The sequence below is a fragment of the Paenibacillus sp. sgz302191 genome (assembly GCF_057749925.1).
Genome location: NZ_JBYLHY010000013.1, coordinates 138530 through 164778, shown reverse-complemented (window position 1 = coordinate 164778; position 26249 = coordinate 138530). Strand labels below are relative to the sequence as shown.

The window sequence follows — 26249 nt, the reverse complement described above, 5'->3', positions numbered from 1 at the left end:
CAAAATGCTAAGTTTGCACCATTATAACATAAAATGGAGCGCGACGTACTATATCGGCGTTCGCTAGTGATCCCTTTGCATCAAATAATCCGCCAGCTGCAGCAGACGGGCGGGATTCGGCAGCTGCGCTTTCAACAACGCTTCTTTGCCTTCGGCGGTCAGCTGTCTCACTTTTTGCTCCGAAGCTTCGATCCCGATGAAATACGGGTACGTCACCTTTTCCTGCTTCTCATCGCTTTTAACCGGTTTGCCCAGTTTTGCTTCATCCCCGATGAGATCCAGAATATCATCCTGAATTTGGAAAGCGAGGCCGATGCATAGCCCGAACCGGCTAAGCGCGGCGAGCTGCTCTTCCGACGCTTCGGCAATGTGGCCGCCGGCGCGCAGGGAAAAGACGATCAAATCGCTCGTTTTGTGCGTATGAATATATTCAAGCTCTTCCAGCTTCGTGATGCCCTGCTCGCCCAGCATGTCGGCGGCTTGTCCGCCAACCATGCCCCGGGCTCCGGCAAAGATGGAAAGCTCTTCGGTAATGGCAAGTATGCGCTCGGCCGACGCGCCGTGAACCTTGCGCGCCTGCGCAACGCTGTAGAACGCATGCGTCAGCAGCGCGTCGCCGGCCAGAACGGCCATCGCTTCGCCGTATACTTTATGGTTCGTCGGCTTGCCGCGGCGGTAATCGTCATTGTCCATCGCAGGCAAATCGTCGTGAATCAGGGAATACGTGTGAATCATCTCGATAGCGCAGGCGACCGGAAGCGCCGCTTCCTTCGAACCTCCAAGCGCCTCTGCCGCTGCCAGGACGAAAATCGGCCGCAGCCGCTTGCCCCCGGCCATCAAAGAGTAATTCATCGATTCCCGCAGCGGACCGGGGACTTGCCACTGGGCAGGCAGCGACTCAGCGAGCGCCGCCTCCACTTTTTCCGCTTCTTCGGTTATATAGTCGCGTATCGTGCTTATGTTATTCAACCGAATTCCCCTTATCCTCCAAGGCCGGTTGGAAAGGCTTGCGGGTGACGCCCGCTTCCCCTTCCACCAACATCTCGATTTTCTTCTCGACCTGCTCCAGCTTCAAGCCGCACAGGTGGGAAAGACGAACCCCTTCCTGATACAGCTCGATCGCTTTTTCCAAAGGAACGTCCCCGCTTTCCAGCTGGCCGACGATGCGTTCCAACTGCTCGATCGCCTGCTCGAAGCTGAGTTCCGTTTCGCTATTTGACATCCTCGATCTCCTCCATACCCCATACGTGACAATCCAGCTTGCCGTCCGACAGCCGGATTTTGATAACGTCCCCGATCTGCACCTGACGGGTGGAACGGATCAGCGTCCGCTCCTTCTCGTCGTACGCCAGATTGTAGCCGCGCTGCATGACTTTCAGCGGGCTGAGCGCGTCCAGATGGCGGACGCCGGACTGCCACTCCTGCTTTTTGACGCGCAGGAGGCTCTGCATCGCCGTGTCCAGCTGCCGGCCGGCTGTAACCAGCCGCCGCTTCGCATACACGGTCTGCTCGCGCGGATCGAAGCCGGACAGCTTGCGCTCCAGCTTCATGTGGCGCTCGGCAGCGCGGGCAAGCCGCTGCCGGATGCGGTAACCGAGCTGCTCCGCCAGCCGGTCGAGCCGCTGCGCAGGCTGCATCAGCAGCTGCCTGCGCGGGTTCGTCAGGAACGGGGAGCGCTTCGCGCGCTCCAGCCGTTCCTGCTTGCGGCGCAGCTGCTGGAGCAGCCCGTAATGCAGCCTCTGCGCATGCTGCGACAGCTGCTGCTTCAGCTCGAGGTGGTGCGGCACCGCGAGCTCGGCCGCCGCCGTAGGCGTCGGCGCTCTGAGATCGGCGACGAAGTCCGCGATCGTGAAGTCCGTCTCGTGGCCGACGGCCGAGATGACGGGAATCGCGGAGCCGGCGATCGCCCGCGCGACCGCTTCCTCGTTGAACGCCCACAGCTCCTCGAGCGAGCCGCCGCCGCGGCCGACGATGAGCACCTCGGCTTCACCGAGCCGGTTCATCGCTTCGATCGCCTTGACGATCGAAGGCGCCGCCTGCGCCCCCTGTACAAGCACCGGGTACAGGAGAATCGGGATCGACGGGTAGCGCCGCTGCAGCGTGATGATAATATCGCGGATAGCGGCCCCCGTCGGAGACGTGATCACGCCGATCGCGCGCGGAAACCGGGGAATCGGTTTCTTGCGCTCCGCCGCGAACAGCCCTTCGGCTTCGAGTTTCTTTTTCAACTGCTCGAAGGCCAGATACAAGCTGCCGATGCCGTCAGGCTGCATCGCCGTCACATAGAACTGGTACGCTCCGTCCCGCTCGTACACCGAAATGTTGCCGCGGGCGATGACCCGCGTGCCTTCCTTCGGCATAAACGCAAGCTTCTGGTTATGCGAAGCGAACATGATGCTTTTCAGACGTCCGTCCGCATCTTTCAGCGTAAAATACATATGCCCGCTGGAATGATGCGTAAAGTTGGATATTTCGCCGCGCACCCACACGTCCTGCAGACGGGGGTCGCCCTCCAGCGCCATTTTGATATAACGGTTCAAATCCTTGACGGATAAGATTTTCGCCTCGTTTTTAGCCATAACTTCGCGCTACACGCTCACATTCGCTTGAGCGGCGCGCTGTGCGGCGTCAACGGTGTTGCGCAGCAGCATCGTGATCGTCATCGGGCCGACGCAGCCGGGAACCGGCGTAATCGCCGAAGCGATCTCTTTCACCGCTTCAAAATCGACGTCCCCGGTCAGCTTGCCGTCAGCAGGGCGATTCATCCCGACGTCGATGACGACGGCGCCCGGTTTGACGTGATGCGCTTTGATCAGATGCGCCTTGCCGACGGCGACGACAAGAATGTCCGCTTGCTTCGTAATCTCTTCCATATTCGGCGTGCGGGAGTGAACGACCGATACCGTAGCATGCTCGCGCAGCAGCAGCATCGCCATCGGCTTGCCGACGATATTGCTGCGGCCGACGACGACGGCGTGTTTGCCGGCGATTTCCACGCCGGTGCGCTTCAATATTTCGATGACGCCGTGCGGCGTGCAGGGCTTCATGCCGTCTTTGCCGATCATCAGGTTGCCGACGTTGACGGGATGGAAGCAATCGACGTCTTTGGCCGGATCGATTTCATCGACGACCGCTTCTTCGTCAATATGCTTCGGAAGCGGAGACTGCACGAGAATCCCGTGTATCCGGCTGTCCGCATTGAACTTGTGAATCAGGTCGATCAACTGCTCCTGCGTCGTGCTTTCCGCCAAGCGGTGCACTTCGGAATAAATGCCCACATCGTCGCAGGACTTCGCTTTGTTTCTGACATATACTTGCGAAGCCGGGTCTTCCCCGACGATGACGACGACGAGGCCGGGCTGATGGCCTTTGGCGGTCAGCTCGGCGACTTCGGCTTTAATTTCCTCACGAATCGAGCTTACGAGTTCTTTTCCATTAATTACTTGTCCGGACATGCAGGACTCCTCCTCCAACGAAATCGATGATGTGTATGAAGACGCAGCGCCTTCCAATCAATGCGCAGGCTTGCTTTTGATGTTTGCCAGTTCCTTGATCATTTTGCCGAGTACTCCGTTGACAAACTTCCCGGATTCTTCCGTGCCGAAATGTTTCGCGAGCTCGATCGCCTCGTTCACGACGACTTTCGGCGGCACATCCTCGCGGTAAATCATTTCGTAAACCGCAAGCCGCAGCACTTCGCGGTCGATGCGGGACAGCCTGTCCATTTGCCAGCCTTTCAAATACTCTTCCAGCACTTCGTCGATCCGGACCTTGTTGACGGTTGTCCCCTCGACCAGCTCATAAATATAGGCCGGCGAAATTTTCTCGTCGGCGACATCGAGCTGCGCTTCGTTGTCATGTTCCGCTTCATGGATGGCGTTCTCGACGGCCTCCTTCGGAGACGCCTCATTCATCTGTATTTGGTATAAACTTTGTAGCGCAATTTCCCTTGCGACCCTGCGTTTCATTCATGTCCTCCTAAAAATTCGGGTTTCGTATCCGAATCATTGCTTTTCCTCTAGTATACGTCATTCGTGAATGAATCCAAACAAAAAAATCCATGGAAAACCCAAGGATTTTAGCGAAACATTCTCCATTTTTGCGTGAGATAGCGCCAAATGTCTTCGAGCACCGGAAAGCCTTCCCTGCGGTCGAGCCTGTTGCCGACATACAATCCAAGCAGTACGATACATGCAAAAATGAGCATGTTCCAAAAACCGAAAAACAAATAAATAAAGCCAAAAAATACGCCCAAGCCAGTTCCGATCGTCTTGCCCCTATGCTGCTCCCACAGCTCATTCCACATGGGTGGGTTCACCTCTATTCGACACGGCTTTTAAATGATGGAGCGGACTGCACGATATTGGCAACGTATACGGTTACGGAAGCTACCGGGATGCCGGTAATTTCCTCAATATGCCGTTTCACGTTGTTCTGCATCTCTTCGGTCAGGTCGGGAATGGAGCTTTCCCCGTCTACCACGGTGCGGATCAACAGCTCCAGACCGGATTGGCTGACCCGGACGCGGGCCCGCAAATCTTTGACCCCTCTCGTGCGCCCGGCCGCTTTCAAGGAAAGATTCTCCACCGTTTCGATGGAAATCCGAATGTCGCCCACCTCCGTACGCTGATCGATGGACGGGGATTGGGAGCGGCTTCTGCGCAGCGATATGTATAAAAAGCGAATGCTGATGAGCAGCACGATGAGGCTGACGGCTATCGCTGTGTAAGCGTAGTTTTTATCAAAATAAAAACTGCTGAGCACGGCATCGGCCTGTTCTTTCGGAATCCAGCTGCTTGCCACGGATAAAACGGCGATGGAAACGGCGAATATGATAAGGCTGTACAGGAATAACAGAAGCCTGTCTGCAATTTTACCCACGAGAGCTTGTCCCCTTCCTATGAAGAAACCCCCTGCAACCTGTAGGGGGCTTCAAATGATCCGCTTATTTCACTCGTTGCGCGGCCGGCGACTCTTCTTCGACCGGTTTGTCGTTCGATTTGAAATGGACGTCGTGGATGTGTACGTTCACTTCCACTACATTCAACCCTGTCATCGATTCAATCGCCTGCTTGACATTTTGTTGAATTCCGCCGGCCACTTCCGGGATTCGATTTCCGTATTCGACAATAATGGAGACGTCAATGGCGGCTTCGCGCTGCCCCACTTCAACTTTTACGCCCTTGGACAAGTTCTTGCGTCCGAGCAATTCGGCAATTCCGCCTGCCAGACCGCCGCTCATCCCCGCTACTCCCTGCACTTCAACCGTTGCCAGACCGGCAATGATTTCAATAACTTCAGGGGCAATTTGGATGCTGCCCAAGTCTGTCTTGACGTAATCCGGAGCGATTGTGGTCATTGTGGCACCTCCTAAAAATTTTCGCCAGAAAACCGGCTTCGTAAACATTTGCGCTGCACAGGCGCGAAAGTATAACCGGCCTCGTCAGCATGTATCAATTTTATCGTGTTTGGGATAAGCTGTCATAATAAAATACTATACCATTTCGCCGATTATATGACAAACAAATGTCTGGGAGTCTGTCTGGGCAGACTCCTAGGATTCCGGATCGTTCACATCGTGTTCTTCCAAAAATTTGATGTCGTGGTCGCCCTGGATAAATTTCTTGTGCTCCAGCAATTTTTGGTGAAACGGAATTGTCGTATGCACGCCTTCGACGGCGAACTCCGTGAGCGCCCTTTTCATCCGGGCAATCGCGTCGTTGCGGTCGGTTCCCCACACGATCAGCTTCGCGATCATGGAGTCATAGTGCGGCGGAATCGTATAGCCCGGATATGCCGCGCTGTCCACCCGGACGCCGAAGCCCCCCGGAGGCAGGTAAAATCTTACTTGTCCGGCGGAAGGCATGAAGTTCTTGTTCGGATCTTCCGCATTGACACGGCATTCGATAGCCCAGCCGTTGATTTTGACATCATCCTGGGAGAACGACAGCGGATTGCCTTCGGCGATGCTGATCATCTCTTGGATAATATCAATTCCCGTGATCATTTCCGTAACCGGATGCTCGACCTGAATTCTCGTATTCATTTCCATGAAGTAGAATTGACCGTCCGGAGCAAGCAAAAACTCCAGCGTTCCCGCACCTGAATAATTCACGGCCTGCGCTGCGCGTACCGCCGCTTCCCCCATCGCTTTGCGGATTTCCGGGGTCAAAATCGGGCACGGCGCTTCTTCGACCAGCTTCTGCCTGCGGCGCTGCACCGAGCAGTCGCGTTCGCCCAAGTGCACGACGTTGCCGTGCTTGTCCGCAAGAATTTGAATTTCGACGTGCTTCATGCCGGTCAAATATTTCTCCAGATAGACGCCTGAGTTGCCGAAAGCGTTCTGCGCCTCCTGCTGTGCGGTCGCAATTTGCTGAACGAGCGTATCCTCGTCCTCCGCAATGCGGATGCCTTTGCCGCCGCCGCCGGCCGTAGCCTTGATAATGACCGGATAACCGATATCTCTGGCGATGCTCAGCGCGTCCTCGATGTTCTCTACCAGACCGTCGGAACCGGGAATGATAGGCACTCTCGCTTCTTTCATCGTTTGCTTGGCGACGGACTTGTCCCCCATCCGGCTGATCGCATCCGGGGAAGGCCCGATGAACGTTAGATTGCAGCTCTCGCAAATCTCCGCAAAATCGGCGTTCTCCGCCAAAAATCCGTAGCCGGGATGAATAGCGTCACACTCCGTTAGCGTAGCTACGCTCATGAGGTTCGTGAAATTCAAATAGCTGTCTTTGGACGCGGTCGGCCCGATGCAGTAAGCTTCGTCGGCAAGGCGCACATGCAGCGCTTCGCGGTCGGCTTCCGAATAAACGGCGACCGTATCGATGCCGAGCTCTCTGCAGGCCCGAATAATACGAACGGCGATCTCTCCGCGGTTCGCGATAAGGATTTTATGAAACTTCATGGTTTTCCCTCCTGAACAAAACGCGCTTACTCCGGTCTGACCAAAAATAATGGTTGGCCGTATTCGACAAGCTGGCCGTTTTCGACGAGCACTTCAACGATTTCGCCTTTGATTTCCGCTTCGATCTCGTTCATCAGCTTCATCGCTTCCACGATGCATACGACCGTTTTGTCGACGACTTTGGAGCCAACGCTGACGTAAGGAGCGGCGCCCGGGGAAGCAGCCTGATAAAATGTGCCTACCATCGGGGACACAATTGTGTGAACGGACGGGTCGTTCTGCTTCGCGGCCGGAACGGACTGCACGGACGCGGTCTCGGCGGCAGGCGCAGGCGCCTGGTGGACAACGCCGGCATGTCCCGCTTGCGCGTATGTATGCTGAACAGGCGCAGCAACCAATACAGATTCCGTTTTATTCGGCTTACGAATCGAAAGTCGCGATCCTTCGTTTTCGATTTCAAGCTCTTGTAAATTGGATTGATCAACCAGCTTGATCAGCTCTTTGATTTCACTCAATTTGAACATTAAAGTCACTCCTTCAAAGTTGGTGAACCTTTAACACGGGCACGTAACCTATGAAAGCGGGCTACTTCACCCGCAACGTTAGTATTATACCCATAAACGCAAGAAATGGAAAGAGTCCAGTTTCGCGGACCCTTTCCGGCGGATTGCGTCATTTTTTGCGGTTTGACGCCAGAATCTATGGACGGACGTATTGAATCTTAATATTTTCGGGAGCGGCGCCAAGCTCTTTCATGACCATGTCCACGATCGTAACGCCCTGGCTTTTTTCAAGTTTGCCGCTTTGCACCGTCACTTTCCAGGCGTTGCCTTCCTGCGTCACGATCGCCTGCGAATAATCTTTCATCAGCATCCCTTCCAGGTTCTCGATCTTGTCGTAGTCGCCGGACAGCTTCTCGAGGTCGTTGTTCGCTTTGGCTACGGCTTCCGGAGTTTGATTTTTGTCCGTGATCAGATCCAGCAGATCGGAAGATTTTTTCGTGTACGCTTCATGACGTTTCAACTGCTCGTTCGTAAAATAGTCGCTGGCCGATGTCGCTTTCGACTGCTCCTCGACCTGCTGCAAAATTTTCGCGTCCGCGCTTTGCTTGGCGTCACCGGATGCGTCGGCCGATGGTTTGGCATCTGTTTTCGCGCCTGTTTTGGTGTCAGTTTTCACATCCGTTTTCGCGCTCGTTTGCGGGTTCGTTTGCGGGTTCGCCTTGGCATCTGTCTGCGTATTTGTTTGCGTATTTGTCTGCGTGCTAGTTTGGGCGTTTGCTTTTGCGTCCGTTTTGGCATCTGTGCCGGCAGCGGCTTTTGTGTCCGTTTTGCCTGTATTCGAGGCGGCTGCGCCCGGGTCGACCTGGCTCATGTCGATTTTGACTTCCTGCGGCTTTTTGACGTTTTCTGTCGAAGCGACATCCAGCTTGTTCACGTCTTCGGTAAACAAGTAGTAAGCGGACAGCACCACCATCAGGCTGAGCATGGATACGAGCCAAATTGTTTGTCTTTTTGCGTTCATTGAAAATTCCTCCTTGGATATTTGAAATTGGGTATGATGAATGAAATGGTTGAACAGTTGCAGCGTTTAACCTGTTTTTCTCGGCAAAATCGAGATTTTATGGGCGGGAACGTCCAGGCCCCGCTCCACCGCTTCGGAAATCATTTTTTTCACGGTCAAATTTTCCGCGCCCCTGGCGACGACGATAACCCCTCTGATTTTGGGTTTGATATATTTGAGCACGAGCGGCTTCTGGTCCCCCGAAACCTGGTAGATGACCACTTCCCCGCTCCGCGTAACCTGGGAGATGTTTCTCGTAGCGCCGTTCGTATCGCGCTCGGTCGTCATTTGCTGGCTGTCGTTGTAGTTTTTATCGACGGTCACTTCTTCCGTGGATTCGATCGTTACCAGCACTTCCACATCGCCGACGCCGACAATTTTTTGCAAAATTTCTTTCAACTGCGCGCCGTAAGCTTCCTCGTAATCGTGAAAAGCGGAATTTTCTTTCGGCTGGCTGCCGAGAAACGTCGTTTGGTTCGGAGGCGGAGAGGCTCTGCCTTCGTTAATGGGATCGGCATCTTTTACGGTTAAAAAAGAGTTCAGAATCATCAGCGCAGCTCCCGAGAGACCAATCAATACGACCCACAGGATTGTATTTTTGCGTTTGGGTCCTCCGGGACCTCCTCCGAATTTCTGCTCCATCCATTGCAGCAATGTTCCCATCCGTTCACCCCGCTTCGTTTCGTGAATGTGCCCCTCCGCCCGTGCGCTGCTACAGCTTGCCCGCATCGGTTAGAATGCGGATGCCGATTTGCGCCGGTTTTATTTGCCAGTCACGGCTGATTCCTTGAATGAGCCGGTCGCGTTCCTGCTGCAACCGCTGCGGCAGCGGCTCCTGCCCTTTGCTTGCCGGCGCGGACTTGCCGCCGGCTTGAATGTCGATCCGCACCGGATCGACGGGCTTGACCGGCTGCATCGCGGCGATGCTGCCGTCTTTAGCCCCGGGCTGCGGCTGCCGCTTCGCCTCTATATCATGAAGGGTTACCCTGACATCGGTAATGAAGGGCTTCCCGTTATTGTCGATTTGAGCGCGCACTTGAACGTCGCTGACGGCGAGATCCGTTTGTTTTTGCAAATCTTCCTTCATCAATTCGGCCAGCCGGGTTTGGATCAGCTGCACGGACTGTTTGTTCCCTTCGGCCGCAAGCTTTTGCGCTTCGCGCGTAATGTCGTCAAGCGATTTCATCAGGTTTTTCCCGCCGCCAGCCTGCAGGGCGGCTTCGCTCTGCCTCGTTTCGGCCGAGGCAAGCAATTGGTCGACGCTCCAATCTTTGCGCAGCAGTTGGACGACCGGCGAAAGCAGCGTCAGCAGGATGAACAGGCTGAGCACGGTTTTGACATAGCGCTGCATCGTATTGCTCGGCAGCAGCAAATCTGCGAAGGTCGCAAGCAAGATGACCATGATGACGGTTTTGAGCCATCCGCCTAACCAGTCCATGGGAGGTCCTCCTGAGCATCTTTTTCAAACATACCGACCGTCAGACTCCTGGGAGTCTGTCCGACGGAGTTACTTTTGTGCATACCTTCTACGTGGTTCATCGGACAGACTCCTAGCGCATCATGACCGACACGTTGCTGATTGCGATCATGATCGTGATCGCCAGGAAAAACATCAGTCCTACCGCAGCGAGCGCGGCAAACACGTACACCATGCTTTTGCCGATCGTCTGCAGACAGGCGATCATCGGGCTGTCGCCGATCGGCTGCATCATTGCGGCGCTTAGGTTATATATAAAAGCGAGCGTCAATATTTTGATCGCCGGGAAGGCGCACAGCAGAATGAGGATGATGACGCCGACGAGCCCGATCGCATTTTTGACGAGCAGCGAAGCGCCAATGACGGTTTCGGTGGCGTCGGAGAACAGCCTGCCGACGACGGGAATGAAATTTCCCGTAACGTACTTGGCCGTCCGGATCGCGACTCCGTCCCTGACGGCGCCTGCGGTGCCCTGCACCGATATGACGCCGAGAAAAACCGTTACAAACACGCCAAGCAGGCTGAGGCTGACCGTCCGCAGCAAATTGGCCAGCTGCGTCACTTTGTACCGTTCGCTGAGCGAACTGACGATGTTCAGTACCGCCGAAAAGAACAGCAGCGGAAACACGAACACATAGATGGCGGTGCCGATCGAATGGACCATGAAGATGATCAGCGGATGCAGGATCGCAACCGAGGTTACGTTTCCCATCGAAGCGAGCAGCGTCAGCAGCAGCGGAACGATAGCGACCATGAACTGGATCATCGACGTGATGGCTGTCTTGGCATAGCCGATAGCAACGCTGAAGCTGTTGATCGCGATAATAATCAAGACCATATAGGCGATGGAGTATCCGAGCTTGCTGACCGTATTTTTTTCGAAGGAGCTTTGCAGTGTCTCCAAAATCATGCTGAACACGGTTAAAATCACGATGGAGGCGAGCAGTTTGCCGTTAACAATCACTTCATGGAACACATAATTCAATAGTCCCCGGAACAGGCTGGATACGCTGATTCCTTTCGTCCCCAGCAGCAAGTCCATAAAGCTGGGCGTCTTGCTTTCCGGGAAATAGCCGCCGTATTCTTTCATCAGCTTATCCCAATACTGCTCGACCTGATCGGTGTTCAGATGGCTGGCCTGCTCTTTAATCAGCGTATCCGCCGGAGAGTAGGCGTTAGACGTGCCCGTCCATCCGAGCCAGAAGCTGGCTAGCAAAATCACAAATATCGTCCATCGGTTGTCGGGCGCGCGGCGCAGGGCGGGTGGGATCACTGGGTTCAGCTCCTTAAACGTTGCTGCGCCTTAAGCGGGCAGCAGTTTGACGACCGTTTCTATAATGACCGTTATGATCGGAATCGCCATCACCATAATCAAAATTTTGCCGGACAGCTCGATTTTGGAAGCGACGGATTCCTGACCTGCGTCCCGGACGATTTGGGCGCCAAACTCGGCGATGTAAGCAATGCCGATGATTTTCAGTATCGTTTTCAGGAAAACCATATTGACACCGGACTTTTGCGCCAAATTCTCGAGCATTTGGATGACCGCCGATATTTTGCCGATCAGGAACAGGAAGATCATAATTCCTGCAAACGCTGCGAGCAAAAAAGCGAACATCGGCTTCTGCTCTTTAATAATGAGCGATAGTATCGTAACGATAAGCCCCAGACCGACGATTTGAATAATTTCCATAGCGAGGTCCGCCTACTGAAAAAGGAATATCGTTTTGATTTCTTTAAACAAGTGATCCAGCATGCTGACGACCATGAACAGCACGACCACGAAGCCGATTACCGTCACCCAATGCGCCATATCCTCTTTGCCCATCTGCTTGAGCACCGAATGAATCATCGCGATGATGATGCCGATGCCGGCGATCTGGAAAATGGCGTTTACATCTACGTTCATTCCGGGCACCCCACTCTGTTGACAACTGATAAAAGCTTGGCGAATGTACCGCTGCATCTTTTAATACATCAAGATCACGATTAATGCTCCTATCAGGACACCGAGGCTTTTCCACATTTTTTCGTACCTGCGCTGCTCTTCTCTCGCTTCCGTTTCCTCAGCCTGCAGTTGGCTGACGGCGAGCCGCAGATGCTTCACCTGATCTTCGCGATCGGAGATTCCGAGCACCGATCCGAGTTGAAGCACGATCTCCTGCTCGGGCGTTTGCAGCGAAGTCCGCTTCCATACGTCCGTCACCGTTTGCCGCCATATTTCACGCGCGGACATTCCTGTTCCGTCCGGGGATGCCAGCCGCTGCGCTGTCAGCCGAAACAGCGAGGATACGGGCTCGGCGAGCTGCCTGCTGAGCGACAGGAAAGCGTCGGGAAGCGGTGTGAGCGCAAACACGATCTCGGTTTCCATCCGCTGCAAAGCTCCGATCAGCAGCCGAATTTGCCTGGGGCGTCTGGCATAGTGGGCGGCTTGCAGAAAACCAAGCAGAGCGGCGGCTCCGAGGATGAGCACCGATCCGGCAAACTTCAGCATCATCGATCATCCTCTTCCCGTTCGATAGGCTTGGAGCTGCCTTCCGGAACCGTCCAGCACCCGAAACGGCGCGTTACCCTGCTTGCGTCTTCCCAGCACGACATATCTGGCAAATACGCCCTCGTCCAGCAGCTGCTTCATAACCGGCCGGAGCCGCACATCCTCATAGTCGGCGCCATGAGCGGTCGCGACCAGCCGGATGCCGGCGTGGACCGCCTCGTGGATCGCCGACGCATCCTCGGGCCGGCCGATTTCATCGACGACCAGCACGTCCGGTGACAGGGAGCGGATCATCATCATCATCCCCTCCGCTTTGGGGCAGCCGTCAAGCACATCCGTGCGCGGGCCGAGATCGAACCGCGGAACGCCTCTGACGCTGGCCGCCAATTCCGAACGCTCGTCGACAACGCCGACTTTGCGTCCGATCCGGGCCGGCGGTTCATGTGCCGCCTCCCTGACAGCCGAACCCCAGTCGCCCCGGCTCACCAACCTCGCTAGATCGCGGACGAGCGTCGTCTTTCCTTGCTGCGGAGGCGAAATAATGAGCGTATGGTGGATGCTTTGCAGCGCGGGATCGAACAAGTACGGCATCACCTCTTTGGCGGCCCCTTGGACGTCCCTCGCGACCCGGATGTTGAAGGAGCTTACGTCGCGGATTTGCTTGACTTGCCCCTGCTCGAGCACCGTCCTCCCGGCCAGTCCGACCCGATGGCCTCCGGCAACGGTAATGTAGCCCCGGCGCAGTTCTTCCTCAAACGTGTACAAGGAATGATTCGTCAGCATTTCCAGAAGGGACCGGCAGTCCGCCTCGCTGGGCTTGTAGGCTGCCGCTTCGTCGTATACCGTTTGACCCCGGCCGTTCAAAAACGCATACTTGCCGCAAAAGCCGATCTCAAGCGGCCGCGACTCTCTCACCCTGATCTCTTCCACGCCCTGTTGAACGTCTGCCGGAAGCTGCGCCAAAATCGTTTGCAGCGAGCGGGGAAGCAGGTTTATTATCGAATCCAGCATAGTGAGCCATGCCTCCAAGTTGTCCAGTCTTCTCTATTCATTTGTATGCCTGATAGAAAGAAATATGACAGTTTACTTTTTTAATATGCCTATGAAAATGCAGCTTACACCCGCAATCACCCATAGCATTTTGCCAAATGATAGTTTTTCGGCAATAGCTACTAGACCGATAGTCGTTGTCGTCAAAAGTACTAGTGGACCTACCAGAGCCAGTCCCGTGTTGACCAGCAAAGCTTTATCCACCTGATTCAACCGGATCATCAAAATCGCCGCAATGATCTCGATGCTTCCCGACATCAACCTCAGCGACGCCATGCTCAGAACAATTTTGTTAATCATGCCTTCTTGCTTCCCTCCTTTAAAAAGGGCTTCCTCCTTTTGAACCCGGGCTGAAGCTGCAAAAGCGCAGAGATTGGAAAAAAGCCGGAGACGCGCTTTTGTAAAGCCGTTTCTACCGCCCGAAGGCCAGTCCAATAAGGAAACGGCTTTACAACGGGAGTCGGAGGTTTTTTCAAATCGCGGAGCGCCCCGATGCAGCTTTCAAAAGAGGTTCAACGGCTGCTAACCCTTTTTACCCTACCTTATGCGGGCTCGTCTGATTTTAGGCATAGTGGGCACCACCCCAATCAAAAATGCATATGATGAACTCAGAAATGAACCTTAACAGGATAGCGAGGAGATAGATCCCATGGAAGTGACCTCTCAACTGAAATGGAACCCGGTTCTGGTCGACCCCTCAGGGCGGAGACAGGCCAAACCGAGGACGCTCGGAAAAACGATGGTAATCGACAAAGGGCTGGGCATGAACGCCTTTGAGGATTTGCTGAGCGCTTCCGGCGATCATGTGGATATGATCAAGTTCGGATTCGGAACCTCGCCTCTATACCCTCAGCAAATATTGAAAAAGAAAATCGAAATGGCCAAAGCTGCCGGCATTTGCGTCTATCCGGGAGGCACGTTCCTGGAGGTGGCTGTCGCCCAGGATGCGGTCGATTCTTTTTTTGATATGGTTATCGCGCTCGGATTTACCGGACTTGAAGTGTCCGACGGAACGATCAGTATGGATCGGAGGCTTAGAAACGAATTGATCCTGCGGGGGCTGGAGGCCGGTCTTGAGGTCTTTACCGAATATGGCAAAAAAGGTTGGGGGTCATCGATCGAGCTTGAGGAGCTTATCGAGACGGTAACGCTGGATGCGCAGTTCGGCGCGGAGCTTGTGACGATCGAAGCCCGGGAATCCGGGATGGGCGTGGGCATTTTTGACGAACAGGGGAACTGTAAGGACGAGGAGCTGCATAAAGTGCTTTCCGCGATACCGGGGCGGCACCTGCTTTTGTGGGAAGCGCCGCTGAAACACCAGCAGGTCCATTTGCTGCAGCTTTTGGGCCCTGACATTCATTTGGGCAATATCGCGACTCCGGACATTATTTCTTTGGAAGCATTGCGGAGAGGGCTTCGCTCCGATACGTTGTCCTTCGGTGCCGGGAAGGATTGAACCATGCAAATCGATGTGGTCGCGAGCGTAGGCGAAGCCAGGTCCGATGAATTCATCCATAAAACGGTCGTCGTGATCGATGTCCTTCGCGCTACCAGCACGATGATTGCAGCTTTAGCCAACGGCTGCATCGCCGTCGTCCCTGTGGAAACCGTGCTGCAGGCCAAAGAACTGCAAGGGCAGGGAGACCTGCTCGGGGGCGAGCGCTTCTGCAAAAAAATACCCGGCTTCGATTTCGGGAATTCGCCGGGTGAATATACGCCGTCCGCCGTCGGCGGCAAAAAAGTGATTCTGACGACGACCAACGGCACGCGCGGCATTCAAAAGGCGATGAAAGCGGACCATGTGCTGGCGGGTGCGCTGATTAACGGAAGAGCCTGCGCGGCTGCCGCGGCGGAGTTCAAACGGGACGTCGTGCTCGTGTGCGCAGGCACGCAGGACGTGTTTGCTCTGGAAGACGGGCTTTGCGCCGGCCAGCTCGTCACCGAGCTCATTGGCTTGATCGGGGATAAGCATACGCAAATCAACGATTTCGGGCTCGCTATGATGAACTGCTACCTGCACCTGCAATCGAACATAACGGAAACGCTGCTGAAAACCTCAAACGGCAAAAGGTTGTGCAAGCTCGGGTTCCGCGACGATATCGCGTTCTGCGGGGAGTCGAATACGTTTGCCACGGTGCCCGTTTTGCAAAATGACCGGATGGTTCCCCATAGCCCCATCGTGTTCTAAAACAAAGCCCGTCTCATAGACTAGGATTGACTACTCATGAGACAAGGGGTTTTGGCATGAACGGCGACTTGTTACTGGTCATTCTTATTATTATCGGGCTGATCGGCCGATCGCATATTATTACGACGGCCGCCTGCATCCTGCTTGTCGTGAAGCTGATCGGGCTCGACCGCTACCTGCCGACCCTGGAGCGGCGGGGGCTGGAATTAGGCCTGCTTTTTTTGACCATGGGGGTACTCGTCCCTTTTGCAAGCGAGCGCATCTCCTTCAAGGACATCGTGTCCGTATTTACGACCTGGCCCGGCCTCATTGCATTGGCGGGAGGGGCTATCGCGACTTACATGAACGGCAAAGGACTGGAACTATTAAAAATAGACCCACAATTAATTGTGGGCCTTGTCATTGGATCGATATTCGGCATTGTATTTATGCGCGGTATTCCGGTAGGACCTCTCATGGCCGCCGGAATCACGGCGTTTTTGCTCAAGGTGGCTTACTTTCTTGCCGATAAAATCAAGTAGTTATCTCCGATCCTGCGGTCCGCCGACGAACGCCTGCTCCGTAGTGTCCAAGCCGTACGCCGTATGCAGCGCGCGGATAACGTCGGCCAGATGCGTGCCGTCGATGACGCAGGACATTTTGATCTCGGACGTGCTGACCAGGCTGATGCTGACGCCAAGGTCGGAAATGACTTTGAACATCGTTGCCGCAACTCCCGGCGTGCTGACCATGCCGGCGCCGACGATGGACACTTTGACGAGATTCACTTCGGAAGTCACTTCGCGGAAGCCTATTTCGCCTTGAATTTTCCCGATCACTTCAAGCGCTTTTTCCCGGTCGGACAAGGACGTCGTGAAAGAGAAATCGGCCGAACCGTCGATGACGCCGCTTTGCACGATAATGTCCACGTCGATTTGCACGTCGGCAAGCGCCGTGAACACTTTGGCCAGTTGCCCCGGCTTCTCCGGTACACCGAGAATACTGATTCTTGCTACATTTTTATCGTAAGCGATGCCTCGAACAACGATTCCTTGCTCCATCACTGCTTCCTCCTTCACGTTGGTACCTTCATTGTAAGTAAAGCTGGAACGCACCACGAGGGTTACGTTGTAATTTTTGGCATACTCAACAGCACGCGGATGAAGCACGGCTGCACCGAGGTTAGCCAGCTCCAGCATTTCGTCGTACGAAATCTCGTTAAGCTTTCTGGCTACTTTCACAATTCGCGGATCTGTGGAATATACGCCGTCAACGTCCGTGTAAATTTCGCAAAGATCAGCCTTGATCGCGGCAGCCAGCGCCACTGCGGTCGTATCCGATCCGCCGCGGCCGAGCGTCGTAATTTCCCCTGCTTCCGTCATGCCCTGGAAGCCGGCTACGATGACGACATTTCCTTGCGCAAGGGCGTCGCTCACCCGTTTCGGCTGAATATCCGTAATTCTCGCTTTCCCGTGAACCTCTTCGGTATAAATACCGCTTTGCCAACCGGTATACGAAACGGCCTTTTCCCCAAGGCTATGTATCGCCATCGACAATAAGGCTACCGATACTTGTTCGCCTGTTGTCAGCAGCATATCCATTTCCCGGGCAGGTGGAGCGCCGTCATAAATTTGCCTGGACAGGTCGATCAAATCATCGGTTGTATCTCCCATCGCCGAAACGACAACGACGCAGCTGTGACCCGCCTGTTTTCGTTCTACGATTCTTTTTGCAACACGTTTCATTCGCTCCGCATCTCCGACAGAGCTGCCGCCAAATTTCATCACAATAAGAGACAAAGCTGACCCACTCCTAACGCATCAAATAACATAACAATTCAATATTATAGCATAAACCTGATGGAATGTGGGAGATAACGTAGATAAAACACGAATAAATATGAAAATCCTCCCGGTCGCAGGTTGAGCGATCAGGAGGAATTAAACGTTACCCGAAAGATTCCACGACTACTTTACGGTGAGGGGGTTAGGTAGCGTTAAGCCGATAATGATGGTGGAAGGATGTATAATTCCTGCAAATGTGCAGTTTTTTGCTCGTAGATGCGCTTGCTGCGGAATATTCCTGCATATGTGCAGTTTTTTTCACCCAAATCCACTCCAAGACGCATCAAAAGCGAAAATTCCTGTACTTTTGCAGGCTTTTCGAAATGAACCACTTTTGCGAAAAAAGCCTGCACTTTCGCAGGTTTTCTCTCTGTCAGCTGCCTTGTATCCCCAAACCCGCACGGGAGAGGTGCCAGTTGGGGAAGAACGGTTGTGCACCTCTCCAATATACGTTCTGCTTTTCTCAACAATTTTGATATTAGCAGGTTTTTCCAGTTTGCGTTTACCACGCTCGCTTTACTGCGCTGCCCCTGCTGTCGCACCGCGCGCAGCTCCCAGCGCGCGGTGTTGCGCTGCATGACGGCGGTCGGTCGACCACATGAGCCGTGCGCGCTCAGCCAAACTCCGCCCCGCCCCCCGGGCGGCGCGAACGCAAAAGGGACCGGCCCGCCCAATAGCTAAAGCTATTGGCAGGTCAGTCCCTTCATCATTGCCCGGCCCTTGCTTAGGCGCGGGAAATGTATTTGCCTTCGTCGGTATCGATGAGCAGCACGTCGCCTTCGTTGATGAAGAGCGGAACTTGCACGTTCAGTCCGGTTTCCAGCTTGGCGTTTTTGGTAGCGCCGGTAGCTGTGTTGCCTTTGATGCCCGGCTCGGTTTCAACGACTTTCAGCTCTACGCTTTTCGGCAGGTTGATACCGAGAATTTCGCCCTGATAGCTCATGATTTTAATGTTCATGTTCTCTTTCAGGAAGTTCAGCTCCCACTTGAGCTGCTCAGACGTCAAGCTGGTCTGATCGTAAGTTTCATTATCCATGAAAGTGTGTTCGCTGCCGCTGGCGTACAAATACTGCATATCTTTGTTGTCGATGTGAGCGCGGCCCACGTTCTCGCCTGCGCGGAACGTGCGCTCGACGGTGTTGCCGTTGCGCAGGTTTTTGAGCTTGGTGCGCACGAATGCAGCGCCTTTGCCCGGTTTGACGTGTTGAAAATCTTGAACGGTAAACAAGTCGCCGTCCACTACAATCGTTAAACCTGTTTTAAAATCATTTACTGAAATCACTGGTGTGTCCCTCCGCTAATCAATGATAAGAAAATCTTTGCTAGAATGTGTAAGTATTTTAATTCCGGCGTCGGTAATGACGACGTCGTCCTCAATCCGCACTCCGCCGAATCCGGGGAGATAGATGCCAGGCTCGACCGTTACTACCATGCCGGGCGTTAAAATCGTATCTTCCGCTTTGGACAATCGCGGAGATTCGTGAACTTCCATGCCCAGGCCGTGTCCGGTGCCGTGGCCGAAATATTCGCCGTAGCCGTGGCGCGCGATCACGTCGCGGGCAAAGGCGTCGCCCTGCCGGCCGGTAATGCCGGGTTTCAGGTTGTCCAGGCAGTGCAGCTGAGCTTCCAGCACGATGCCGTAAATTTCTTTGTGCTTATCCGTCGGCTTGCCCAGCATAACCGTGCGGGTAATGTCGGAGCAATACCCTTTATAATACGCTCCGAAATCCAATTTGACAAATTCGTTGCTCTGCAAAACGCGGTCGCTCGCTTTGCCGTGCGGCAGTGCGGACCGCTCGCCGGATGCAACGATCGTCTCGAACGATGTGGAAGTCCCGCCGTTTTTGCGGATGAACATTTCGATTTCCAAAGCAATGTCTTTTTCCACCGCACCGGGCTTCAGAAAAGACAAAATATGCGAGAACGTCGCATCGGCCAAATCGGCGGCTTCCTGCATGATTTGCAGTTCGGTCTCATCCTTGATATTGCGGATCCGCTCGACCAGCCGGTCAGTCGGGACAAGCTGAATGCCCGGCAATGCGGCCTGGTAGCTCAAGTAATCGCCATAGGACACGTCCGCCTGCTCAAAACCAAGCTGACCGATTCCCTGCTGCCGCAAAATATCGCCGACCGATTCGACGGCTTTGGGTTTATGCTCGATCACTTCAAAAAGCTTCGCCTGCTGCGGCGCTTGCGTCATATAGCGAAAATCGGTCAACAGAACCGCCCGATCCGTTGTAACGACGACATAACCCGAAGATCCCGTAAAACCCGTCAAGTATACGCGGTTGTACGCATTGGTAACAAGCACTGCCGGCAAATCCAGCTGCCGCATCTCTTTGCGCAGCCGCTCAAGGCGTTTTTCCTGCATTCGTATCACCATTCTTTCCTACAAATGTTCGTACAACGCTCTTAGACCGAGCTGATAGCTCTGTGCGCCAAAACCGCAAATTTGCCCGATGACAACCGGGGCTGTTACGGAAAGATGGCGAAATTCTTCTCTTTTATGAATGTTCGACATATGTACTTCGACGCAGGGCAGCTGCACGGTCGACAGCGCGTCGCGGATCGCGTAGCTGTAATGCGTGAACGCGCCCGGATTGATCAGCAGGCCGTCCTTCGTGCCGAAAGCTTCATGAATTTTGTCGATGATGGCGCCCTCGTGGTTGGATTGGAAGCTTTCCAGCTCGATGCCAAGCTCCCCGGCCAACTCGCTTAAGCTCTGGATAATGGCGGCCAGCGACGAACTGCCGTAAATCCCGGGTTCGCGGACGCCAAGCATATTCAAATTCGGACCGTTAATAACGAGCACTTTTTTCAAAATAAGGGAACCCCCCGGAACCTTCCCGTCAGGAAAGCTTATCATTAAGTATGCGCCAGACTTCCGTCGGGAAACTGCGCGGTTGAACTTAAATATTTTACCATAACTTTCATGCGTTGTGTATAGGTTCTCTCGTTCTTTCGTCCGTATATTCGATGGCGATCGAGTAGCCGATAAACAACCCCCACAACAGGAAGAGGCAAAAGTCGCTAATGATCGTATTTGCATCAAGATCGTGAATCCAGTACATCAATCCCACATAAGGACCGACGAGCAAGTAGAGCACTCCCCACCACGCAACCCCGTATGCTACGCCCCACCAAGGCCCGCTTAATTTTCCGAGAAAAATCGTATACAAAAAAGCCGCGGCAATGGAAAATAGCGTGAAAAAAAACCAGCCGACCAGTCCTCCTTTCCACGTAAACAAAAAATCGTGCTTGAAAAACGGCTCGACCAAAAAGCCGATCGCGACTTTTGTAAATTTTAAATATTGCTCGACGATTTTCAGAGCGCCCCAGATCAAACCCGCGAAAAACCCGATATATAGCGCAAAAAGCCACCTGCTCGTCCGCAGCATTCGTTTCTTTAGTCCGTTCATCCTTGGCCCCTCTTCCTTTCCCTGCACGCTTTGCTCGCGCTTTCCTGATCAGGAATAGTATGTTCTGCGGCGATCGGTAGCATTCAATCCGCGAATCCGTTACAATGAGAAGATAGCATGAACCATTTTAAAACGAGTACAGATAAGAAGGTGGATCTATTGTCGGAGCAAAACAGCATATACGGAGGACAAGCCGTCATCGAGGGCGTGATGTTCGCAGGAAGAAACGTGCACGTGACAGCGGTGCGCAAAAAGGACGGCTCTCTTGAATATCTGGAGGTGCCCAAAAAAGTAATTCCGTGGGTGCAAACGCTTAAGAAAATTCCGTTCATCCGGGGAATCGTCGGCATTATCGAATCGAGCGCCAAGGGCGCGCAGCATTTGAACTTCTCCGCGGAAACGTTCGCCGAAGAAGAAGATGGCCAGGAGGCCGGCGCCAAGAAAGAAGCGAAGCCCGGCATATTTTCCAACATTTCCATGATGCTCGGCGTTGCCGTCGTCGGCGTCATTTCGTTCCTGTTCGGAAAATTCGTGTTCACCCTTGTTCCTGCGGTCATTGAGCAGTTTTTGTTTCAGCATGTATTCAGCAATCAATTTCTTCATAATCTAATAGAAGGATTAATTAAAATTGTGCTGCTGATCGGCTACATTTATTTCATTTCCTTAACGCCCATGATCAAAAGGCTGTTTCAGTACCACGGCGCCGAGCACAAAGTGATCAGCGCGTACGAGGCAGGCGTCGAACTGACGGTCAGCAATGTGCAAAAATTCAACACGCTCCATTACCGGTGCGGAAGCAGCTTTATTGTCTTCACCGTTATTATCGGCGTAGTCATCTACTCTTTCCTGCATTATGACGGCTACGTGGAACGCATCGTGCAGCGTTTGCTGCTGCTGCCGGTCGTCATCGGCGTATCGTATGAAGTGCTACGCTTTACGAACTCGCTTCGCGAGGTGCCTGTACTGCGCTTCCTTGGCTATCCCGGCCTGTGGCTGCAGCTTCTGACTACGAAAGAACCGGAGGACAGACAGGTAGAGGTTTCGATCGCCTCTTTCAACCGTATGCGCGAAGCGGAAAAAAGAATTTTGGAGGGACGCATATGAGGCAGCGATTTTCCCTGAGCACCATCATTATTGCGGTTTTGATTGCTATCGGCATGCTCGTCAGCTTGCGGACTTTGTTCATACCCATATTAGTGCTGGGGATCATCTTCCTGCTCTACAAGTTTCCTCCTTCCAACTGGAAGATGAATCAGGGCGCCCGCAAAAACACAAGAGGAAAAACAAAGACGGCGAAATTCCGCGTCATTCCCGGAAACAAGGACGCCGATTCGGACGACTATCCGAAGTATCACTGATTTTTGCGGAGCACATACTTTTCGTAGTCCTGCTCGTAAGTTTGCATCGACCATTTCGTAAAATAATGATCCGCAGCTGTATACCCGGCCTCGTATAATTCGAGGCTTTTTTCTTTGGAAATGTCGAACTGGGTGTTATGAACGCCAAGGGTCGGAATTTTCACCGTCCGAAAGCGGTTGTGCTGCTCAATGTAACGCTCGTCATGCGCGCTGAGCATCGTTTCGAACAGTGCCTCGAACATCGTGATCGGCCCTTTGATTTTGTGCATTTGGTTGGTGCTTTTCCCTACAAGCTGAAAACCGATGACAGGTACACGCTCGGCATAAGTTTCACGGTCAAACACCCAAAGCGGATAGTTGCTGAGCAAGCCCCCATCCACCACGTAAATAAATTGCTTTATAAAAGCATCCGCCGCGGCGGAGCTTTTTGCTTTGCTTCTTGTTTTCAGGCGAATCATCACCGGGTCGAAAAAATACGGGATGCTCGTGCTCATCCGCACCGCTTTGGCGACCGGGAACTTGCGCGGGTCGATCCCGTATTGCGCGATGTCGTCGGGCAGCACGAGCAGCTTGCCCTGCGTAATATCCGAAGCGATGATCCGCAGCTGATTCGGCTTCAAGTCGCCGAAGGTGCGGATGCCTTTGGCCAGCAAAATTTGGTACACCCAGTTTTCCAACGCTTCTCCGGAATACAACCCTTTTTTAATAAACAGCCTCGCCGCCGGGCCGATAATGTTCGCATTGAACAGCGCCGACCTTTGCAAAAACGATTTAAACGGCGATTGCAAAATCAATTTCTTCATCTCTTCGCCCGTATATCCGGCAGCCAGAAAAGCCGCGACGATCGAGCCCGAGCTTGTGCCGGCCACCTCATGAAACACATATCCCCGATCATTCGCGGCGCTCACTGCGCCCGCCAGAGCAATGCCTTTTACGCCCCCGCCCTCAAACACGCCGTTGATCTTCATCCCACACTCTCCCCGAAGCGCAGTTAACGGACGCCAAGCGCTCCATTGTTATGTATGCGGGGACAGTTTGTCACTATGCCGCTTGCATCGCTCGGCGGGCAGAAAAAAAGACAGTACCCTCGCTATTTCGAGAGTATCTGTCCTTCTTAAGTATCGGCTTCCAATTCCTTGCGAACTTGCTGCAGCTCATTCATCCGGCCAGGGTCGCGGCGGAAATATTCGAGAAGCGTCTCGATGCAGGTGATCGAATCCCAGCTTAAATGATGCTCGATCCCTTCGACATCTTTATATATGTTGTCTTCCTGTACGCCGATCGTGGTCAAAAAGTCTTCCAACAGCTGATGCCGGTCCACCAGACGTTTGCCCATTTTTTTGCCTTTGGAGGTAAGCATGAGACCGCGGTATTTTTCATATACCAGATAGTTGTCTTTGTCGAGCTTCTGAATCATTTTGGTAACGGATGAGGGATGCACCTCAAGCCCTTCAGCAATGTCGGAGACGCGAGCGTAGCCCTTCTCGTCGATGAGCTTGTATATTCTCTCCAAATAGTCCTCCATGCTTGGTGTAGCCATTAGCTTAGTTCCCCCTGCTTACTCAATTTCCTTTTTATAGCTTTACCTATCATAATGCATGAACCCGGATGCGGTCAAATCAGGCTTATGTTTTGAATATTCGCTTAAAATTTCAACCAGTCCGGGGTAATTTGATTGAGCCACAGCGTGATCTGCGTCATTTTGCCCGTGTAGAGCAGAACGGCGATCACAATCATGATCCCCCCGCCGATTTTCATAATCGTATTGGAGTACCGCAAAATCCATCGCGTAGAGCCGATGAAAAACGACAGCACGAAGAACGGGATGGCGAAGCCGAGCGAATAAGCCGTCGTCATTTGGAACCAGGCCCCCGGTTCCGTCGTCGCCAAGGCAAGAATGGCCGAAAGAATCGGCCCTACACACGGGGACCACCCGGCTGCAAAGCCCATTCCGATAAGAACTGAGCCCGCATAGCCGGCGGGACGAAAGCGGATTTGCAGTTTGCGCTCTTTAAGCAGCCACTGCGGCTGAAAAATACCGAGCAGGAACAGGCCCATGACAAAAATGAGAATGGCGGCAATTTGCCGCAGCAATTCGCGGTAATCGAGAAAAAAATTGCCCAAAAATCCGGCCGTCAAACCGAGCGCATAAAAAATAATCGAAAAACCGACGATAAAACTTAACGTATGAAGCATCGTCTGACGCCTAGCGGCGGCCGAGGATTGGCCCGCTTTCAGCTCGCTGACCGAGATGCCTGTTATGTATGAAAGATAGGACGGATACAGCGGCAAGCAGCAGGGCGAAATAAAAGAGGCGACGCCGGCCCACAGGGCGATCCACAGATTGACGGAATCCATGTCAGCTCCTTAACCCCCTTCGCAAAATAGTTCCGATAAGCAAAACGATCAAAGTCATTACAACCGTGCCCCCTGGAGCAAGATCCCACACCCCGGCGACGACAAGGCCGATAATGACGGCAATTTCCGAAAAAATGACCGCGAGTACGACCGAATGTTTGAAGCTGCGGGCGATCAGTAAGCTGCAGGCGACCGGAATCGTCAGCAGCGACGACACGAGCAGCGCGCCGACGATTTTAATCGCAACGGAAATAACAAGCGCTGTCAGCATAGTGATCATCATATTGTAAAAGCGCAGCGGCAGCCCGCTGACACTGGCCGCATCCTCGTCAAAAAACATCAAAAACAGCTCCTTGAAGTGGAACGCAATGACCCCGACGACGATCAGGCATACGATGAAAACAACCCACATGTCCGTTGAATCGAGCGTATAAATGCTTCCGAACAAATAGCTCATCACATTCATATTAAACCCTTTGCCAAGCGTAAACAACAGCGTCGCCAGCGCGACTCCGCCCGACATGATGATCGCGATCGACAACTCGGCGTACGTTTTGTACGCTTTGCGGAGCCGCTCAATGGCAAAGGAGGCGATAAGCGCAAAAACCAACCCGACCCCAAGCGGATATATGTTGATTAAAAAGCCGAGCGCGACCCCGGCGATGGACACGTGCGCGAGCGTGTCGCCGATCATGGAAAGCCTGCGTAGCACAAGAAAAACGCCCATCAGAGGCGCAGTAAGCCCGATCAAAATGCCTCCGATCAAAGCTCTTTGAAAAAAATATTCCGAAAAAATATCCAAACCGTTCGCTCCTTACTGGGCTCCGATCATCTCGCGGATTTGGCCGATGGAGTGAGTCAGGTTCGTCTCGCGGCAATCCTCGGGATCATGGGTATGCTTTACGTAAAATTTGATGCCACCGCTCACCTGCTGCGGCTCGGAGCCCAGGTAAGACTGCATCATCTCCATATCGTGCGACACCATTATGAATGTCATATGGTGATGCTGGTGCATGTGGCGGATCATGCGGAAAAAGCCGGCCTGCGTTTCCGCATCGATCCCGACCGTCGGCTCATCCAGGATGAGCAGCTCGGGATTGTTCACGATCGCGCGCGCGAGGAAAGCGCGCTGCTGCTGTCCGCCGGACAGCTGGCCGATGCGGCGGTCCGCCAAATCCTCGATGCGCAGGGCGAGCATGGCATCTTCGGCTTTTTGCGCGTCCGCTTTCGTCAGACGGCGGTAGATCCGCTTTTTGTTGTACAACCCGGACAAAACAATTTCCCGGACTGTTGCCGGGAATAACGGGTTGAACGCGTTTTTTTGCGGGACGTAGCCGATCCGGTCCCAGTCGGTAAACCGGCCGAGCGGCTCGCCGAACAGCCGGATCTCCCCCTGCGTCGGCTTCAGCAGGCCGACCAGCATCTTGAGGAGCGTCGTTTTGCCGGCGCCGTTGGAGCCGATAACCCCAACGAAATCCCGCTCCAGAACGTCAAACCGGAGCTCTTGGATAACCTTTTTATGCTCATAAGAAAAAGCGATCTGATCCATTGCTACGATACTGCGGTGGCAAGGCTGAATTCCGCTGTTCTCCATCCTTTTTACCCC

At 53.7% G+C, this 26249-nt stretch carries 35 protein-coding genes; 5 read left to right on the top strand and 30 right to left on the bottom strand.

Annotated features, from left to right (window positions below; translation table 11 throughout):
• Positions 1-63: 63 nt before the first annotated feature.
• The 19 genes from AC3G2T_RS19935 to AC3G2T_RS19845 all read right to left on the bottom strand — a co-directional run bounded on the left by AC3G2T_RS19935 (position 64) and on the right by AC3G2T_RS19845 (position 13797).
• Positions 64-960 carry a polyprenyl synthetase family protein gene (locus tag AC3G2T_RS19935; protein WP_474681685.1) on the bottom strand — a complete coding sequence of 299 codons (897 nt, stop codon included), beginning with the start codon at positions 958-960 and terminating at the stop codon, positions 64-66.
• 1 nt (position 961) lies between these two features.
• The gene (xseB, locus tag AC3G2T_RS19930; RefSeq protein ID WP_474681569.1) at positions 962-1222 is read right to left on the bottom strand and encodes an exodeoxyribonuclease VII small subunit; all 261 of its coding nucleotides are present in this window, start codon (positions 1220-1222) and stop codon (positions 962-964) included.
• Entirely contained in the window at positions 1212-2579 is a 1368-nt protein-coding gene (gene xseA / locus AC3G2T_RS19925) for an exodeoxyribonuclease VII large subunit (protein WP_488436644.1), read from the bottom strand. Before xseA ends, xseB begins: the two co-directional genes overlap by 11 nt.
• 9 nt (positions 2580-2588) lie before the next feature.
• The gene (folD, locus tag AC3G2T_RS19920) at positions 2589-3455 is read right to left on the bottom strand and encodes a bifunctional methylenetetrahydrofolate dehydrogenase/methenyltetrahydrofolate cyclohydrolase FolD (RefSeq protein ID WP_488436643.1); all 867 of its coding nucleotides are present in this window, start codon (positions 3453-3455) and stop codon (positions 2589-2591) included.
• 57 nt (positions 3456-3512) lie between these two features.
• A complete protein-coding gene (nusB, locus tag AC3G2T_RS19915; protein WP_474681572.1) occupies positions 3513-3968 on the bottom strand; it encodes a transcription antitermination factor NusB in 456 nt (151 codons plus the stop codon).
• A gap of 110 nt (positions 3969-4078) precedes the next feature.
• Positions 4079-4306 (bottom strand): DUF2273 domain-containing protein, encoded by a 228-nt coding sequence (locus AC3G2T_RS19910; RefSeq protein WP_474681573.1) that lies wholly within the window; start codon positions 4304-4306, stop codon positions 4079-4081.
• A gap of 14 nt (positions 4307-4320) precedes the next feature.
• Positions 4321-4881, bottom strand: coding sequence for an alkaline shock response membrane anchor protein AmaP (amaP, locus tag AC3G2T_RS19905; RefSeq protein ID WP_474681574.1), 561 nt, complete (start codon positions 4879-4881; stop codon positions 4321-4323).
• 64 nt (positions 4882-4945) lie between these two features.
• Complete coding sequence (locus AC3G2T_RS19900) at positions 4946-5359, bottom strand: Asp23/Gls24 family envelope stress response protein (RefSeq protein ID WP_474681575.1); 414 nt, start codon at positions 5357-5359, stop codon at positions 4946-4948.
• Between the two features lie 195 nt (positions 5360-5554).
• Entirely contained in the window at positions 5555-6913 is a 1359-nt protein-coding gene (gene accC / locus AC3G2T_RS19895; RefSeq protein WP_474681576.1) for an acetyl-CoA carboxylase biotin carboxylase subunit, read from the bottom strand.
• Positions 6914-6939: 26 nt separating this feature from the next.
• Positions 6940-7437 carry an acetyl-CoA carboxylase biotin carboxyl carrier protein gene (accB, locus tag AC3G2T_RS19890; RefSeq protein WP_488436642.1) on the bottom strand — a complete coding sequence of 166 codons (498 nt, stop codon included), beginning with the start codon at positions 7435-7437 and terminating at the stop codon, positions 6940-6942.
• A 175-nt stretch (positions 7438-7612) separates the two neighbouring features.
• The gene (locus AC3G2T_RS19885; RefSeq protein WP_488436641.1) at positions 7613-8437 is read right to left on the bottom strand and encodes a SpoIIIAH-like family protein; all 825 of its coding nucleotides are present in this window, start codon (positions 8435-8437) and stop codon (positions 7613-7615) included.
• A 66-nt stretch (positions 8438-8503) separates the two neighbouring features.
• Entirely contained in the window at positions 8504-9139 is a 636-nt protein-coding gene (gene spoIIIAG, locus AC3G2T_RS19880) for a stage III sporulation protein AG (protein ID WP_474681579.1), read from the bottom strand.
• Positions 9140-9188: 49 nt separating this feature from the next.
• Entirely contained in the window at positions 9189-9914 is a 726-nt protein-coding gene (spoIIIAF, locus tag AC3G2T_RS19875) for a stage III sporulation protein AF (protein WP_488436640.1), read from the bottom strand.
• Positions 9915-10026: 112 nt separating this feature from the next.
• On the bottom strand, positions 10027-11226 hold the full coding sequence (spoIIIAE, locus tag AC3G2T_RS19870) for a stage III sporulation protein AE (RefSeq protein ID WP_488436639.1): 1200 nt from the start codon (positions 11224-11226) through the stop codon (positions 10027-10029).
• 30 nt (positions 11227-11256) lie between these two features.
• Positions 11257-11646 carry a stage III sporulation protein AD gene (spoIIIAD, locus tag AC3G2T_RS19865; RefSeq protein WP_474681581.1) on the bottom strand — a complete coding sequence of 130 codons (390 nt, stop codon included), beginning with the start codon at positions 11644-11646 and terminating at the stop codon, positions 11257-11259.
• A 12-nt stretch (positions 11647-11658) separates the two neighbouring features.
• The gene (spoIIIAC, locus tag AC3G2T_RS19860) at positions 11659-11862 is read right to left on the bottom strand and encodes a stage III sporulation protein AC (RefSeq protein ID WP_029197158.1); all 204 of its coding nucleotides are present in this window, start codon (positions 11860-11862) and stop codon (positions 11659-11661) included.
• A gap of 60 nt (positions 11863-11922) precedes the next feature.
• Entirely contained in the window at positions 11923-12447 is a 525-nt protein-coding gene (gene spoIIIAB, locus AC3G2T_RS19855) for a stage III sporulation protein SpoIIIAB (RefSeq protein WP_488436674.1), read from the bottom strand.
• 6 nt (positions 12448-12453) lie between these two features.
• A complete protein-coding gene (spoIIIAA, locus tag AC3G2T_RS19850) occupies positions 12454-13458 on the bottom strand; it encodes a stage III sporulation protein AA (protein WP_488436638.1) in 1005 nt (334 codons plus the stop codon).
• Between the two features lie 72 nt (positions 13459-13530).
• Positions 13531-13797: a YqhV family protein gene (locus tag AC3G2T_RS19845; RefSeq protein WP_474681583.1), complete on the bottom strand. Its 267-nt coding sequence runs from the start codon at positions 13795-13797 to the stop codon at positions 13531-13533.
• Positions 13798-14146: 349 nt separating this feature from the next.
• On the opposite strand from AC3G2T_RS19845, the gene comA reads away from it, so the two are divergent.
• From comA to AC3G2T_RS19830, 3 genes are read left to right on the top strand one after another with little or no spacing between them, the layout of a single operon-like run.
• Positions 14147-14953, top strand: coding sequence for a phosphosulfolactate synthase (gene comA, locus AC3G2T_RS19840; protein WP_474681584.1), 807 nt, complete (start codon positions 14147-14149; stop codon positions 14951-14953).
• 3 nt (positions 14954-14956) lie between these two features.
• The gene (locus AC3G2T_RS19835) at positions 14957-15685 is read left to right on the top strand and encodes a 2-phosphosulfolactate phosphatase (RefSeq protein ID WP_474681585.1); all 729 of its coding nucleotides are present in this window, start codon (positions 14957-14959) and stop codon (positions 15683-15685) included.
• A gap of 56 nt (positions 15686-15741) precedes the next feature.
• Entirely contained in the window at positions 15742-16206 is a 465-nt protein-coding gene (locus tag AC3G2T_RS19830; RefSeq protein ID WP_474681586.1) for a DUF441 domain-containing protein, read from the top strand.
• Here the strand turns inward: AC3G2T_RS19830 and AC3G2T_RS19825 are convergent, their stop codons facing one another.
• The 6 genes from AC3G2T_RS19825 to AC3G2T_RS19800 all read right to left on the bottom strand — a co-directional run bounded on the left by AC3G2T_RS19825 (position 16207) and on the right by AC3G2T_RS19800 (position 20927).
• On the bottom strand, positions 16207-17463 hold the full coding sequence (locus AC3G2T_RS19825; protein WP_474681587.1) for an aspartate kinase: 1257 nt from the start codon (positions 17461-17463) through the stop codon (positions 16207-16209).
• Positions 17464-17660: 197 nt separating this feature from the next.
• A complete protein-coding gene (locus AC3G2T_RS19820) occupies positions 17661-18086 on the bottom strand; it encodes a hypothetical protein (RefSeq protein ID WP_488436637.1) in 426 nt (141 codons plus the stop codon).
• Positions 18087-18232: 146 nt separating this feature from the next.
• Entirely contained in the window at positions 18233-18790 is a 558-nt protein-coding gene (gene efp, locus AC3G2T_RS19815; RefSeq protein ID WP_474681589.1) for an elongation factor P, read from the bottom strand.
• A 15-nt stretch (positions 18791-18805) separates the two neighbouring features.
• The gene (locus AC3G2T_RS19810; RefSeq protein WP_488436636.1) at positions 18806-19879 is read right to left on the bottom strand and encodes a M24 family metallopeptidase; all 1074 of its coding nucleotides are present in this window, start codon (positions 19877-19879) and stop codon (positions 18806-18808) included.
• An 18-nt stretch (positions 19880-19897) separates the two neighbouring features.
• Positions 19898-20329: a type II 3-dehydroquinate dehydratase gene (aroQ, locus tag AC3G2T_RS19805; RefSeq protein ID WP_474681591.1), complete on the bottom strand. Its 432-nt coding sequence runs from the start codon at positions 20327-20329 to the stop codon at positions 19898-19900.
• Positions 20330-20438: 109 nt separating this feature from the next.
• Complete coding sequence (locus AC3G2T_RS19800; protein ID WP_474681592.1) at positions 20439-20927, bottom strand: YqhR family membrane protein; 489 nt, start codon at positions 20925-20927, stop codon at positions 20439-20441.
• 117 nt (positions 20928-21044) lie between these two features.
• Between AC3G2T_RS19800 and AC3G2T_RS19795 the strand changes: the two genes are divergently transcribed.
• Entirely contained in the window at positions 21045-22031 is a 987-nt protein-coding gene (locus tag AC3G2T_RS19795) for a DUF1385 domain-containing protein (protein ID WP_488436635.1), read from the top strand.
• Positions 22028-22285 (top strand): hypothetical protein, encoded by a 258-nt coding sequence (locus AC3G2T_RS19790; protein ID WP_488436634.1) that lies wholly within the window; start codon positions 22028-22030, stop codon positions 22283-22285. The genes AC3G2T_RS19795 and AC3G2T_RS19790 overlap by 4 nt, the downstream gene beginning before the upstream one ends.
• Here the strand turns inward: AC3G2T_RS19790 and AC3G2T_RS19785 are convergent.
• The 5 genes from AC3G2T_RS19785 to AC3G2T_RS19765 form a co-directional block, all read right to left on the bottom strand.
• Positions 22279-23253: a patatin-like phospholipase family protein gene (locus tag AC3G2T_RS19785; RefSeq protein ID WP_488436633.1), complete on the bottom strand. Its 975-nt coding sequence runs from the start codon at positions 23251-23253 to the stop codon at positions 22279-22281. The genes AC3G2T_RS19790 and AC3G2T_RS19785 overlap by 7 nt on opposite strands.
• Before the next feature lie 146 nt (positions 23254-23399).
• Positions 23400-23825, bottom strand: a complete 426-nt coding sequence (gene mntR / locus AC3G2T_RS19780) for a transcriptional regulator MntR (RefSeq protein WP_488436632.1) — start codon at positions 23823-23825, stop codon at positions 23400-23402.
• A gap of 104 nt (positions 23826-23929) precedes the next feature.
• Complete coding sequence (locus AC3G2T_RS19775; protein ID WP_488436631.1) at positions 23930-24643, bottom strand: cytochrome c biogenesis CcdA family protein; 714 nt, start codon at positions 24641-24643, stop codon at positions 23930-23932.
• 1 nt (position 24644) lies between these two features.
• The gene (locus AC3G2T_RS19770; RefSeq protein WP_474681598.1) at positions 24645-25445 is read right to left on the bottom strand and encodes a metal ABC transporter permease; all 801 of its coding nucleotides are present in this window, start codon (positions 25443-25445) and stop codon (positions 24645-24647) included.
• Positions 25446-25457: 12 nt separating this feature from the next.
• The gene (locus AC3G2T_RS19765) at positions 25458-26237 is read right to left on the bottom strand and encodes a metal ABC transporter ATP-binding protein (protein ID WP_474681599.1); all 780 of its coding nucleotides are present in this window, start codon (positions 26235-26237) and stop codon (positions 25458-25460) included.
• Positions 26238-26249: the final 12 nt, after the last annotated feature.

Bases quoted from the DNA above. Each gene is read 5' to 3' on its own strand.
- xseB (WP_474681569.1), bottom strand. From the start codon at position 1,222: ATGTCAAATAGCGAAACGGAACTCAGCTTCGAGCAGGCGATCGAGCAG.
- AC3G2T_RS19900 (WP_474681575.1), bottom strand. From the start codon at position 5,359: ATGACCACAATCGCTCCGGATTACGTCAAGACAGACTTGGGCAGCATC.
- accB (WP_488436642.1), bottom strand. From the start codon at position 7,437: ATGTTCAAATTGAGTGAAATCAAAGAGCTGATCAAGCTGGTTGATCAA.
- AC3G2T_RS19790 (WP_488436634.1), top strand. From the start codon at position 22,028: ATGAGGCAGCGATTTTCCCTGAGCACCATCATTATTGCGGTTTTGATT.
- AC3G2T_RS19835 (WP_474681585.1), top strand. From the start codon at position 14,957: ATGCAAATCGATGTGGTCGCGAGCGTAGGCGAAGCCAGGTCCGATGAA.
- AC3G2T_RS19785 (WP_488436633.1), bottom strand. From the start codon at position 23,253: ATGAAGATCAACGGCGTGTTTGAGGGCGGGGGCGTAAAAGGCATTGCT.
- AC3G2T_RS19885 (WP_488436641.1), bottom strand. From the start codon at position 8,437: ATGAACGCAAAAAGACAAACAATTTGGCTCGTATCCATGCTCAGCCTG.
- AC3G2T_RS19795 (WP_488436635.1), top strand. From the start codon at position 21,045: ATGAACCATTTTAAAACGAGTACAGATAAGAAGGTGGATCTATTGTCG.
- spoIIIAD (WP_474681581.1), bottom strand. From the start codon at position 11,646: ATGGAAATTATTCAAATCGTCGGTCTGGGGCTTATCGTTACGATACTA.
- spoIIIAC (WP_029197158.1), bottom strand. From the start codon at position 11,862: ATGAACGTAGATGTAAACGCCATTTTCCAGATCGCCGGCATCGGCATC.
- AC3G2T_RS19800 (WP_474681592.1), bottom strand. From the start codon at position 20,927: ATGAACGGACTAAAGAAACGAATGCTGCGGACGAGCAGGTGGCTTTTT.
- AC3G2T_RS19775 (WP_488436631.1), bottom strand. From the start codon at position 24,643: ATGGATTCCGTCAATCTGTGGATCGCCCTGTGGGCCGGCGTCGCCTCT.
- AC3G2T_RS19845 (WP_474681583.1), bottom strand. From the start codon at position 13,797: ATGATTAACAAAATTGTTCTGAGCATGGCGTCGCTGAGGTTGATGTCG.
- spoIIIAG (WP_474681579.1), bottom strand. From the start codon at position 9,139: ATGGGAACATTGCTGCAATGGATGGAGCAGAAATTCGGAGGAGGTCCC.
- nusB (WP_474681572.1), bottom strand. From the start codon at position 3,968: ATGAAACGCAGGGTCGCAAGGGAAATTGCGCTACAAAGTTTATACCAA.
- AC3G2T_RS19765 (WP_474681599.1), bottom strand. From the start codon at position 26,237: ATGGAGAACAGCGGAATTCAGCCTTGCCACCGCAGTATCGTAGCAATG.
- mntR (WP_488436632.1), bottom strand. From the start codon at position 23,825: ATGGCTACACCAAGCATGGAGGACTATTTGGAGAGAATATACAAGCTC.
- AC3G2T_RS19910 (WP_474681573.1), bottom strand. From the start codon at position 4,306: ATGTGGAATGAGCTGTGGGAGCAGCATAGGGGCAAGACGATCGGAACT.
- spoIIIAF (WP_488436640.1), bottom strand. From the start codon at position 9,914: ATGGACTGGTTAGGCGGATGGCTCAAAACCGTCATCATGGTCATCTTG.
- xseA (WP_488436644.1), bottom strand. From the start codon at position 2,579: ATGGCTAAAAACGAGGCGAAAATCTTATCCGTCAAGGATTTGAACCGT.
- AC3G2T_RS19810 (WP_488436636.1), bottom strand. From the start codon at position 19,879: ATGCAGGAAAAACGCCTTGAGCGGCTGCGCAAAGAGATGCGGCAGCTG.
- AC3G2T_RS19830 (WP_474681586.1), top strand. From the start codon at position 15,742: ATGAACGGCGACTTGTTACTGGTCATTCTTATTATTATCGGGCTGATC.
- comA (WP_474681584.1), top strand. From the start codon at position 14,147: ATGGAAGTGACCTCTCAACTGAAATGGAACCCGGTTCTGGTCGACCCC.
- spoIIIAB (WP_488436674.1), bottom strand. From the start codon at position 12,447: ATGCTGAAGTTTGCCGGATCGGTGCTCATCCTCGGAGCCGCCGCTCTG.
- accC (WP_474681576.1), bottom strand. From the start codon at position 6,913: ATGAAGTTTCATAAAATCCTTATCGCGAACCGCGGAGAGATCGCCGTT.
- AC3G2T_RS19820 (WP_488436637.1), bottom strand. From the start codon at position 18,086: ATGCAGCGCAACACCGCGCGCTGGGAGCTGCGCGCGGTGCGACAGCAG.
- folD (WP_488436643.1), bottom strand. From the start codon at position 3,455: ATGTCCGGACAAGTAATTAATGGAAAAGAACTCGTAAGCTCGATTCGT.
- spoIIIAA (WP_488436638.1), bottom strand. From the start codon at position 13,458: ATGCTGGATTCGATAATAAACCTGCTTCCCCGCTCGCTGCAAACGATT.